The sequence below is a fragment of the Hallella faecis genome, from assembly GCF_018789675.1.
GTDB lineage: Bacteria > Bacteroidota > Bacteroidia > Bacteroidales > Bacteroidaceae > Prevotella > Prevotella faecis.
The window spans coordinates 149,816-161,517 of record NZ_JAHKBE010000002.1 but is presented as its reverse complement, the minus strand read 5'-3'; the positions used below and the strand labels follow the sequence as shown (position 1 = coordinate 161,517).

General features: G+C 56.5%; 10 protein-coding genes. 5 read left to right on the top strand and 5 right to left on the bottom strand.

What is annotated here, in order from left to right; translation table 11 throughout:
* Nucleotides 1-259: 259 nt before the first annotated feature.
* From KM934_RS01260 to KM934_RS01250, 3 genes are read left to right on the top strand one after another with little or no spacing between them, the layout of a single operon-like run.
* A complete protein-coding gene (locus KM934_RS01260) occupies nucleotides 260-814 on the top strand; it encodes a DUF3575 domain-containing protein (RefSeq protein WP_215758791.1) in 555 nt (184 codons plus the stop codon).
* Nucleotides 815-851: 37 nt separating this feature from the next.
* On the top strand, nucleotides 852-2,942 hold the full coding sequence (locus tag KM934_RS01255; RefSeq protein WP_215758790.1) for a carboxypeptidase-like regulatory domain-containing protein: 2,091 nt from the start codon (nucleotides 852-854) through the stop codon (nucleotides 2,940-2,942).
* A 10-nt stretch (nucleotides 2,943-2,952) separates the two neighbouring features.
* Nucleotides 2,953-5,760, top strand: a complete 2,808-nt coding sequence (locus KM934_RS01250; RefSeq protein ID WP_215758789.1) for a hypothetical protein — start codon at nucleotides 2,953-2,955, stop codon at nucleotides 5,758-5,760.
* A 124-nt stretch (nucleotides 5,761-5,884) separates the two neighbouring features.
* Here KM934_RS01250 and KM934_RS01245 read toward each other — a convergent pair whose 3' ends face one another.
* Nucleotides 5,885-6,169 carry a putative quinol monooxygenase gene (locus KM934_RS01245; protein ID WP_215758788.1) on the bottom strand — a complete coding sequence of 95 codons (285 nt, stop codon included), beginning with the start codon at nucleotides 6,167-6,169 and terminating at the stop codon, nucleotides 5,885-5,887.
* Between the two features lie 147 nt (nucleotides 6,170-6,316).
* On the opposite strand from KM934_RS01245, the gene KM934_RS01240 reads away from it, so the two are divergent.
* Complete coding sequence (locus KM934_RS01240) at nucleotides 6,317-7,240, top strand: hypothetical protein (protein WP_215758787.1); 924 nt, start codon at nucleotides 6,317-6,319, stop codon at nucleotides 7,238-7,240.
* Between the two features lie 39 nt (nucleotides 7,241-7,279).
* The gene (locus KM934_RS01235) at nucleotides 7,280-7,543 is read left to right on the top strand and encodes a GlsB/YeaQ/YmgE family stress response membrane protein (RefSeq protein ID WP_215758786.1); all 264 of its coding nucleotides are present in this window, start codon (nucleotides 7,280-7,282) and stop codon (nucleotides 7,541-7,543) included.
* Between the two features lie 243 nt (nucleotides 7,544-7,786).
* Here the strand turns inward: KM934_RS01235 and hisS are convergent, their stop codons facing one another.
* The 4 genes from hisS to KM934_RS01215 are packed head-to-tail and all read right to left on the bottom strand — an operon-like array spanning nucleotide 7,787 to nucleotide 11,682.
* Nucleotides 7,787-9,151, bottom strand: coding sequence for a histidine--tRNA ligase (hisS, locus tag KM934_RS01230; RefSeq protein ID WP_215758785.1), 1,365 nt, complete (start codon nucleotides 9,149-9,151; stop codon nucleotides 7,787-7,789).
* A gap of 12 nt (nucleotides 9,152-9,163) precedes the next feature.
* Nucleotides 9,164-10,441, bottom strand: a complete 1,278-nt coding sequence (locus KM934_RS01225; RefSeq protein ID WP_215758784.1) for an adenylosuccinate synthase — start codon at nucleotides 10,439-10,441, stop codon at nucleotides 9,164-9,166.
* Nucleotides 10,442-10,489: 48 nt separating this feature from the next.
* Complete coding sequence (locus tag KM934_RS01220; RefSeq protein ID WP_215758783.1) at nucleotides 10,490-11,164, bottom strand: YggS family pyridoxal phosphate-dependent enzyme; 675 nt, start codon at nucleotides 11,162-11,164, stop codon at nucleotides 10,490-10,492.
* A complete protein-coding gene (locus KM934_RS01215) occupies nucleotides 11,164-11,682 on the bottom strand; it encodes a DUF4494 domain-containing protein (RefSeq protein ID WP_215758782.1) in 519 nt (172 codons plus the stop codon). The genes KM934_RS01220 and KM934_RS01215 overlap by 1 nt, the downstream gene beginning before the upstream one ends.
* Nucleotides 11,683-11,702 lie beyond the last annotated feature (20 nt).

The window sequence follows — 11,702 nt, the reverse complement described above, 5'->3', positions numbered from 1 at the left end:
GCTATGTGCTTGTTGGGCCTTCAGCCCACCCTGCCTAAATCCGAAACTTTAGTAAATTAACTATTCGTTGTGAAAGCCGTCTGAGGCCAAAGCTATTAGAAGTAGTACGCACTTCAAATTACTCCAAATGTCGGATGATCCTAAATTATTGCCCTTTTGGCGAATTGTTGGCGCAAACAGGTTCCCGTTTCGGGCATTTTTCGTAACTTTGCACCCATATCATTCAATAATGATTGTATTCTGTGTTATGAACGTACAAATGATTAGTAAGCCACTATTAGGGGCGGCCATGGGGGTGTGCCTGTTCCTTATGAGCTCAATGCCGGCCCATGCACAGCGCATCGGCCTGAAAACCAACGTCCTCTACTGGGCAGCCATGTCGCCGAACATGGGCGCCGAGTTTCGCATCAACCGCCACGTGACGCTCAACTTCGAGGCCATGGGCAGCTTGCTGAAGGCAGGCAAGGTCGACGCGAAGGGGCTGCAGTTCAGCCCCGAGGCGCGCTATTGGTTTAGCGCCCGTCCGCAGGCTGGGCATTTTGTGGGCGTGATGGCCGTTGCCTCCAACTATAACCTGCTCCTCGACGACACCCGCCACAAGGGCGACGCATGGGGCGCCGGCCTGACCTACGGCTACAGCTTTGTGCTGGGCCGCCGATGGAGCCTCGAGGCCACCATAGGCGCGGGAGCCGTGCGCGTCAACGAGAAGAAGTTTGCCGACGCCGCCGAAGAGGAGCCCGAGCACGCCAACAACACCAAGTGGGCGTGGGCGCCGCTGAAGGCAGGCGTAACGTTCGTGTACCTGCTGAAGTAAGACTTTTGCATTGTTTTTTTTATTATCCAACGCGAGTATGATGATGAAACCCTATACTTCATTGCGCACCCCAGCGCTGGGCCGTGTGGCCCGACAGGCGCTGACGCTGGTGCTGCTGCTCATGGCCATGGGCGCCTCGGCCCAGGATGTGTTTCGCCTCACCGGCCTGGTGACCGACAAGGACACGAAGGAGCCGCTTCTCGGCGTGTCGATCACCGACCCGGAGACACGGCGCGCCCTCGCCATCACCGACATAGACGGCCGCTTCGCCATCAACGTACACTCGGGAGCCACCCTCCGGTTCAGCATGGTGGGTGTGAAGAGCCAAGACGTGAAGGTGAAATCGAGCCATAAATACATAGAGGTGAAACTGCAGCCAAACGACGTGGCCCTCGAGGAGCTCGTGGTGACCGCCAAGCACATCACCGACAAAATTCAGCCCGAACCCACCGACATCGAGGTGAGGGGCAACTATTTCCACGTGAAGACCCGTGTGAGGGTGCCGCGCGAGATGTTCTCGCACAACAACCGCCTGGTGGTGCAGCCCGTGATCTACAACGTGACGCGCCACGAGGAGCAGCTCATGCGCCCCATGGTGTACGACGCGCGCACCTACAACCGCACGCAAGACCGCCTCTACGACTACCGCATGGACGACCCACAGGGCGACCCGCTGGCACAATATGTGGTGGTGAAGACGAAGGAGAAGCGCGAGAAGGGACGCACCAACGACATCATAGGCTATGCCGACTCGGCCTACGTGGAGCACGTGAAGGACGACTACACCTGCAACGTGTATATGGCCATTGAGAACTACAACCGCATTGTGTACCGCGACACAACCATCATCGCCAAGGGAACGATCAACCCCCTGCGTTGGCTCGACTACTCGTTTGCCGCCAGCCAGCTCAACGACTCGGCCTACTGGCCCAAGCCCGAGGTGCAGTTGCGCGACAGCAAGGGCGAGGTGAACCTGCGATTCCCCATGAACAAGGCCGCCTTCGACCCCAACGACCCCAACAACATTGCGGAGATCGGCAAGATGCGCGAGCAGATAGAGCAGATCAGCGCCGACAAGGACGCCACGCTGCAATCGCTCACCATCAACGGCACATCATCGCCCGATGGAAGGTACAACAGCAACCTCCAACTGGCCAAGAAGCGCATGGACTACGCGGTTAACTATCTCAGGGGGCTCGTGCCCGAGCGTGCCCGCCGCGGCATGAAGTTTGCCTCGAACGCCGCCGTGGCGCCCTGGGGCAAGGTGGCCGACCTGCTGCGCGCCGACAGCCTCTACGACGAGGCCCGGCAGGTGGAGAACATCACCAAGCGATGGGGCAACATCGACGACCAGTCGAGAGGCATGCGCAAGCTGCCCTTCTACCGCTCGCTGCTCATGGACAAGTATCTGCCGCGCCTGCGCCATGTGGGCTACGTAATGAACTACTCCGTGTTCCGCCAGCTCACGCTCGACGAGATTCGCCAGCTCTACGCCGCCGACTACAAGCAGCTCACCAAATACGAGTATTTCCGGCTCTATCGCGCCGAGGCCGACTCTGTGAGACGTGAGACCATGCTGCGCCAGGCGCTGGAGATCTACCCGTCGTTCATGGTGGCGGCCAACGACCTCTCGGCATTGCTCATCAACCGGCAGGCCGCCGACGCCGACCTGCTGCGCCCGTTTGCCGGAAAGAAAGCCCCCGCGGTGGTCAACACCAACCAGATGACGGCGCTCCTCAACGCGGGCCTTTACACGGCAGCCGACTCGCTCTCCGCCTTCGTTCCCGACAACGAGACCACGCACATGCTGCTGGCCGTGAACGCCGTGCTCAACGGCCGGTTCGACGGCTACTACGAAACGGTGGCCAAGACCGGACTACGCAACGAGCTCGTGATGCTGCTGGCCATGAAGCGCAACGACGAAGCGCTCAAACTGAGCAAGCAGTTGCCCGACGACCAAGCCCTGACCCACTATCTGAGGGCCATCTGCCTGAACCGTCTGGAGGAAGTGTCGGACGCTTACGACGAGTTGCGCAAGGCGCTCGACATGGACCCGTCGCTCAAGCAGGTGGCACACGCCGACGGCGACGTGAACGATTTGTTGCTCGACAGTAAGGATAACCATTAACTTCAGGTCAATGAAAACATCACTCAAGAACATAGCGGCCGTAGCAATCCTCTTAGCCTACGCCGCCACGGCACACGCCCAACTGAAGGGTAGTGCGCTCAACTATATGCTGCAACGGCCCCGTGTGGCCAAGCAATACGCCGACAAGAAACTCTTCGACCACCTCTTCGTGGATGCGGGAGCGGGTGTCAACGTCATGGGCTACAGCCATCCCGAGGCGGGCACATTCGGACAGGTGAACCTCGGCGATTGGATAACGCCCGAGCACGGATGGCGCCTGGGCGTGAACGCGGGCTACGCGCGCACGGCGGGCGTGAAGGCCAAATATGCTGGCCTGTCGATCGATTACCTGATGAACATCACCTCGCTCGGACAGCGTGGCGCCACCTATAGCGCGCGCGCCTTTGAGCTCTATGGCATAGCGGGCCTCGACCTGGCCACCTCGCGCCATGAGGGCAACGCCGAGTATGGCATGGGGGCGCACATCGGCTTGCGCGGACAGGTGGCATTGTCGCCCTTCACCTATTTTTATATAGAGCCTAAGATTGGCCTCGTGAGCGACCGGCTCTCGCAGGCCGAGACGTGGCACGGCTATCGCCCCTTGGCCACCACGATGGTGGGATTGGGCTACCGCCTGCCCGAGACGCGCCTCACGGGCACGGGCAACTCGTACCGCCGCTTCATCGACGGGTTGTTTGTTGGAATGGCCGCTGGTCCGGCGTTCCTCGCCAATGTGGACGGCAAATTAGTGGGCGACATGGGATCGCGCCTCACGGGAAGCGTGGGCCGATGGTTTGACAACTACAACGCCTTGCGACTTTCGGGCAACGTAAGCCTGGTGAAGCAGCCCGGCGACAACAAGGTGAAGGCCGTGGGCGCACAGCTCGACTACCTGCTCAACCTGCACAACGCCTTTGGAGGCATCAACCCCGACCGCTGGTTCTGGGTGAACGGGGTGGCCGGTGTGAGCTACAACTACACCACCGACAAGATGCACGACCACAAGCATGTGCTCGGAGCGGGCGCTGGCTTGCAGGCCAACGTGCGCATGACACGCGAGCTGAGCCTCACCGTGGAGCCGAGGGTCGACTTCTACAGCGACAACTACGCCCAGCACACCACATCGTTCCGCAAGAAGATGGATGTGGTGCCTTCGGTGTTGGCCGGTCTGACCTACACCTACCAAGGACGCAAGCTGACGGCGAAGCCCACCGACACATGGCACTCGCTGGGATGGCACGACCACACATTTGTAGAGGGAGCCATTGGCGCCAATGTCGTGGTGGCTCGCAAGCCGTTAACCAACATGAGCAGCTACCTCATGCCGCAAGCCTATATAGGCGTGGGCAAATGGTACTCGCCCGTGAGTGGTGCCCGTTTGTGGGCGCAGGTGGCCAAGACGCAATGGAGCGATAACGACGACCGCTACACCCATCTCACCGTGGGCGCCGACTACCTGCTCAACCTCACCAATGCTTTCTATGGCTATCGCCGCAACCGCGCCTTCGACTTCACGGCCGCCATGGGTGTGAACCTTTCGAAGCGCGAGAAGAGCGACATGCCTTACGTGGGTGTCGACGCCGCGCTGCGTGGCACATGGCATGTGTCGCGACTGATGGCGCTGTTCGTAGAGCCGCGCCTCATGGCCTACTCGAGCAGTTATATGCCCACCTCGCTGAGCACCACAGGTGTCGACCTGCTGGCAAACGTCAACGTGGGCATGCAGTTTAACATGGATGGATACGAGCGTAGCCTGGCCCAGCGCCAAGTGCGCGATAATGGCGATTGGAAACGCAGCTCATTCACGGTGGCCGCAGGTATGACCAACCGTATGGGCCAACTGAAGACGTGGAAGAAATACTCGCCCATCGCACGACTGGGCTACACCCAGTGGTTCTCGCCCTATATGGCATGGCGCGGCAACCTGCAAGGCATGGTGAGCCGCAAGGAGGGCAAGAGCCGTTACGCTCAGGCGCTGGCTGGCGCCGACCTCATGCTCGACCTCACCGCATACACCTACGGCTACGACGCCTCGCGCCCGCTGGCAGTGAGAGCGTTGGTGGGTGCCAACGTGGGCGCCGACTATGGCAACCACTACTACTCGTTTGCTCCCGATGTGCACGTGGGCGGTCAGTTGGCCATGCGCCTCACCGACCACATCAGCTTGGTGGCCGAGCCCCAGGTGGCCTACAACCTCTCGGCCCGATTCAGCAACAAGCGCCGCCAACGCATCATGCCACAACTGATGGTGGGCCTCGACTACAGCTTGCAGCGCAGCCATCGGAACGCCGACCTCGACGAGGCTCCAGAGCATCCCAACGTGGTGTCGGTGAGCTTGGGAACAGGGGTCAACTCAGAGAATTTCGGTGAGCGCAGAGGACTGGGTCAGCGCCTGTCGTTTGTGGCCGACATGAGCTATGGCCGTTGGCTCGATGGAGTGAATGGTGTGCATGCCGGACTGAGCAACTCGGTGATCCAACGCAACGGTAAGGGCAACGAGAGCATTACCTCACTCCACGCTGGCTACATGATGAACATCAAGAGCGCCGTGACGGGCGAGAGCACCGCCGACCATACGTTCCAACTGACGGGTATAGCCGCCGCATCGCTCAACATCGCCTCATGGAAGAACCACGACACGAAGGTGGCACCCGGACTGATGGGTGCCGTGCAGGCGGGTGTGATGGTGGCGCCCAACGTGGAGCTTTACCTGGAGCCGTCGGCCACGGTGTTCGCCAAGAAGATTGCGCTCACGCCTAAGAACCACCCTGTGGAGGGAGAGCTCAAGCTCAGCTTGGGAACGAAGGTCAACTTCTAAGATACCCGCATAACACGACGAAGCCACGAACCTCCGTGGGCGATGAAGCAACCTTAATGCTTCTTCCCGGAGATTCGTGGCATTGTTGTATGTTGGGGGTAACGCGGCGTAACCCCACGAAGGCTTAGAAAGCAAACTGCTCGAGCTTCAAGCCGTTCTTGGTGAGCGCTTCAATTTGGGGCACAAGGGTGGTGAAATGCTTAGAGGCCATGTGGGCTTTCAGCACCTCCTCGTCCTTCCATGTCTCGCAAATCATCATCACGCCCTTGCGTGTGCCACTCACAAAATAGTCGTAAGCCACATTGCCCTCGTCGTTGAGCGATTTCTCAACCAGCTCCTTGCACAAAGCGCAGATCTCGGCGGCCTTGGCTTCTTCCTTCACTTCGAAAAACACATTTAATCTAATCATATCCGTAATGTTAAGGGTTAATAACGACCGCAAAGGTACGGATTTGAGACGAAACATCACCCTATTTAGTTAAATAATTGCCGTTTGCTTGCAACCGAAGGAAAAACTTATTATTTTTGTAAGCATATTAACATCTACCATGCACCTATGAATACAAAAACCTTACGTTTGTTCCGCGCATCTTGGCACTCATTTACCAAACGCATCACCACACTATCCAGCCAGCGAGCAATCGGTCAGGCCTTGCTTGTCGCAATCCTTCTGGCCGTCGGCACCTTGGGCGCTCACGCCCAAACCGACAATCCACGAGGCGTTTACAAGTTGACCAAGATGATCGACAATACGGGAACCATGCTTCTCGCCCCTTTCGATCAATACAAGATTTGCACCGAAGAGATAACGCTGATGGTAAACATTCGTAACCAAATGTTCAAAATTGGCGATAACGACCACTTTGTATTCAACTACACAGGCGAAGATCCCGACCCCGCCAATCCCACAGCCTCTCGCATCTACGATAGCGACGCCAATCATTTCACCTTGAAATGGTGGAGCACCCTTCCAACGCTCTTATTCCCCAAAGACGATTGGTGCACAGAGTTTTACGAGGCCAACAAATATTCAGACAAGGGAAAAATGCTCTTTGATGCCATCATGAAACCTGCGGAAAAGGTGGATAAGGGCCGAACGCTTTACGGCCATTGGCACACCGTGGGCATATACGATGAGATGGTCGACGTGAAGAAAGCGCTGGAAGTGATGAAAAAGAAAGGCGAGACGCCTGCCTACAACGGCCGAGACATCGTTGTGGTCAAGCCCAATCATGCGGTGTTTACGATGGGAGTTATCGTCGACATCGCGTCCGATGGAATAAATTACATAGAGCTGAAACCTTCGGGGGAACGTCTGAATGCCAATTGGTTGGACGACAATCAGTTTGTGGTTGCCGTCAAACGAGACCATTGTATCGATTACCAACTGTGGCAACGCATCACTGATGACGTGCCACCCGTCACGCGCATCATAGAAAACCAAGTCAAAAGCCGCAACCCCATGAACATCGGGCGATAACAAACAGCGGACCCCAACCCATTCACAAAACACAACACCATGTTAGAACACATAGCCGACTTTACCGCATGGCCCATCCTCACGGGCATCTTCATTGGTTACATTGCCAACCGCATCATGAGTGGCGAAGGCAAGGGCTGTTGCATGAACCTATTCGTCGGCGTAGTGGGAAGCTACGCCGGAACGTTCATCAGTCACCTGCTCAACATCGAACTCTTTGGCAAGGGATTCCTCACCAACTTCGTATTCTGCCTGTTGGGCGCCGTGGTGGTGCTATGGATTTGGAGGAAACTGTTTGGGTAGGCCGAGCCGATAACGCATCAATCATTTGCGCCTGCGTGGCCCATCACCGAAGCCACGGCAAGTTGCCATTCTGTCTAAGGCACATCGGCAAAACATAAGAGACTGACCTTGCAAACGTAAGGTCGCAATAGCAAATAACCCAAGATCCACGCTGCGCTGCCACATAGCAACGCAAAATGGTCTTGGGTTATTTGAGATTAGGCCATCGCCTCCCCAGAACGGAAGCCTGGGGAGGGTGATGGCTTATTTCACTTCACGAATGAGCTCATCGATGCTGACCAGCTTTTGCTCACCGGTCTTCATGTTCTTCAGCGTCAGCTTGCCTTCCGCCATCTCGTTCTCTCCAGCCAAGGCAACGAAAGCAATGCCCTTGGCGTTGGCATAACTCATCTGCTTCTTCATCTTGGCCTTGTCGGGATACATCTCGGTGCGGATGCCAGCCTGGCGAGCCTTGGTTACCAAGGGCAAGCAATAAGCCGTTTCGCACTCACCGAAATTGATGAACAAGAGCTCCGTGGTGGTTACCGCCTCCTTCGGATAGAGGTCGAGCGTGTTGAGCACATCGTAGATGCGGTCGGCGCCAAACGAGATTCCCACACCCGAGAGACCCGGCATACCGAAGATTCCCGTGAGGTTGTCGTAGCGACCACCACCCGTGATGGAACCCATCGGCGTATCGAGCGCCTTCACCTCGAAAATGGCTCCCGTGTAATAGTTCAGGCCACGCGCCAGCGTGAGGTCGAGCTGCATCTCGTTCTTCAGGTCGCAGGTCTTGAGGCAGTCGAGGATGAAACGGGTCTCCTCCACACCCTTCACACCCACCTCCGACGATTGCAACACATCGGCAATGACATTGAGCTTCTCATCGTTGGTGCCCGAGAGCGAGATGATGGGCTGCAACTTCTCGATGGCCTCCTCGCTCAATCCGTTGTTGCGAAGCTCCTCGTTCACGTTGTCGAGTCCAATCTTGTCGAGCTTGTCGATGGCCACGGTGATGTCCACAATCTTGTCGGCCTCGCCAATCACCTCGGCAATGCCGGTGAGGATCTTACGGTTATTGATCTTGATCTGCACACGGATGCCTAAGCGTTGGAACACGGTGTCGATGATCTGCATCAGCTCCACCTCGTTGAGGAGCGAGTCGGATCCCACCACATCGGCGTCACACTGGTAGAACTCGCGGTAGCGGCCCTTCTGCGGACGGTCGGCACGCCACACGGGTTGGATCTGATAGCGCTTGAAAGGCAGTTGCAACTCGTCGCGGTGCATCACCACGTAGCGAGCGAACGGCACCGTGAGGTCGTAACGCAAGCCCTTCTCGCAGAGGCACGAAGCCAGTCGCAGGCAGTTGCGCTCGGCGAGCTCTTCGTCCGACACCTTGCTCAGGTAATCGCCCGAGTTGAGCACCTTGAAGAGCAACTTGTCGCCCTCCTCGCCATATTTTCCCATCAGCGTCTTGAGAGTCTCCATCGCGGGTGTCTCAATCTGCTGGAAACCATACAAGGCGTAAACCTCCTTGATGGTGTTGAAGATATAATTGCGTTTGGCCATCTCCTCCGGGCCGAAGTCGCGTGTGCCCTTGGGGATGGACGGTTTCTGATTTCCCATAAAAAACAATCTTTATTTTCTGACAATCGTCTGTTCGCGGTCCGGACCGATAGAGATGATGCGGATAGGCGTCTCGAGATACTCCTCAAGGAAAGCCACATAATCCTTGAACGGCTGTGGGAACTGGTCCTCGCTGGTGAAATGGGTCATATCGGTCTTCCAACCCGGGAACTCCTTATAAATAGGTGTCACATCATTGATCTCATAGGGGAAGTCGCTCGTCTCGGTTCCATCGGCCAGGCGATAAGCCACACAAGCCTTGACGGTCTCGAAGGTGTCGAGCACATCGCTCTTCATCATGATGAGCTCGGTAACGCCATTGAGCATAACGCTATACTTGAGCTGCACAAGGTCGACCCATCCGCAACGACGCTCACGACCGGTAACGGCACCATATTCATGTCCGAGGTCACGAATCTTAGTACCCGTCTCATCGAAGAGCTCCGTGGGGAACGGTCCAGCGCCCACGCGTGTGCAGTAGGCCTTCATGATGCCAAACACGTTGCCAATCTTACCCGGGCCAACGCCCAGGCCAGTGCAGGCTCCGGCGCAGATGGTGTTGCTTGATGTAACGAAGGGATAGCTACCGAAGTCAACATCGAGCATGGTGCCCTGTGCACCCTCGCAGAGGATCGACTTGCCTTCGCGAAGCAGCTTGTTGACCTCAATCTCACTGTCAACGATATGGAATCCGCGCAGATACTCCACGCCTTCCATCCATTTCTTCTCCGTCTCCTCCAGTCCGTCGAAGTCGGTCCAGCCCAGCTCTTTCAGGCGGGTCATGTGGAGCGCCTTATGCTTGGCATACTTCTCCTCAAAATTGTCGAGAATGTCGCCCACACGCAGACCTGTGCGGCTTACCTTGTCGGTATAGGTCGGGCCAATGCCCTTGCCCGTCGTTCCAACCTTGTTCTTGCCCTTCGTGGCCTCAATGGCACGGTCGAGAAGGCGGTGGGTAGGCATAATGAGGTGAGCCTTCTTAGAGATGTGCAAACGGCTCTGCAACTCGTGGCCGCTCTTCTCCAAGCTACGCGCCTCATCCATAAACAAGTCGGGAGCCAACACCACGCCATTGCCGATGATGTTGACTTTACCTCCTTGGAAAATGCCAGAGGGTATGCTGCGAAGCACATACTTCTGTCCCTCGAACTCCAGGGTGTGTCCAGCGTTTGGTCCGCCTTGGAAGCGCGCCACAACATCATAATGCGGGGTAAGCACGTCTACGACCTTACCCTTGCCCTCATCGCCCCACTGAAGACCCAGCAGAACGTCAACTTTTCCTGTATTCATAAGCCTGAAAAATTTATTTTATGTCTGTTTATTTCTTTGGTTACACTCTTAATACACACGTGGCCCGAAGATGGCCGTTCCCACGCGCACCATAGTGGATCGACATTCCACGGCTATCTGATAGTCGTGGCTCATGCCCCACGAACGCTCGCAGAACCGGTCGTCGTCGGCGAAGTAATCGCGCTTCACCTCGTCGAAGAAGTTGGCGGCCTCCATCATCTCCTTCCTGATCTGGCTCTCATCGTCCACATTGCTTGCCATCATCATCAGGCCGCTGATGTGCACATGGTTAAGCTCGCGCCATTGGCCTTCCTTCAGCATCTCGCGGCAGGCGTCGGGCGTAAAGCCATACTTCGTCTCCTCCTTGGCGATATGCAATTCCAGCAGCACGTTGATAACGCGATCGTGCTTGGCGGCCTGCTTGTTGATCTCCTTCAGGAGCTTGAAGCTATCCACCGCATCGATCATGCTGATGTAGGGCGCAATGTATTTCACCTTATTGGTCTGCAGATGACCGATGAAATGCCACTCGATATCCTTGGGCAGCTCGGCCACCTTCTTGCTAAGCTCTTGCTCATGGCTCTCGCCAAAAATGCGTTGGCCAACGGCATAGGCCGCCTCAAGATACTCCTTGGGGTGAAACTTGCTGATGGCCACAAGGCTGACACCTTCGGGCAGGTTGCCAACCACTTGCTGTAAGTTTTTAGCAACATCCACGTTCATCACTCTGCCTCCTTGCCGGTTTCCGCCTGTTCGTACTCGGGTTTGTCGTCGACCTCGTTCTGCTTCATGGTCTTGGCGCCATGCTCAAACACATCCATGATCTGTGTCTCGGCAATCGAAACGATGTCGTAGTCGATCATGGTGCCGCCCATCACCTCATCGATATACTTCACGGCCATGGGCAAATTGCCGGCCTGCACGAGGTAGTTGACGTTTGAGCGTTTCTCCTTCTCGGTCTTCTCGTCGAGGGTGATAAATTGCAGCTTGGCCTTGTACCACTTGTCGTCGTTGGCCTTGTCGCTGAAGAATATCTCGTGATAAGGGGCAGGCTTGATATTGGTAATCTTATAGTCGCCGCTGATATATACGCTCATCTCCTCGATAACCTCATTCTCGGCCTCGGTGAAACTCAGCGCGTCGACCACATATTGCTCGGTGACGGGCTTCTGCGAGCCGTCCTCAACAGTCTTGTCGTAACGAATCTTGGTTTCAAACCAATCGGATGTTCTTGATCTCATGATAATGGATAATATTTATT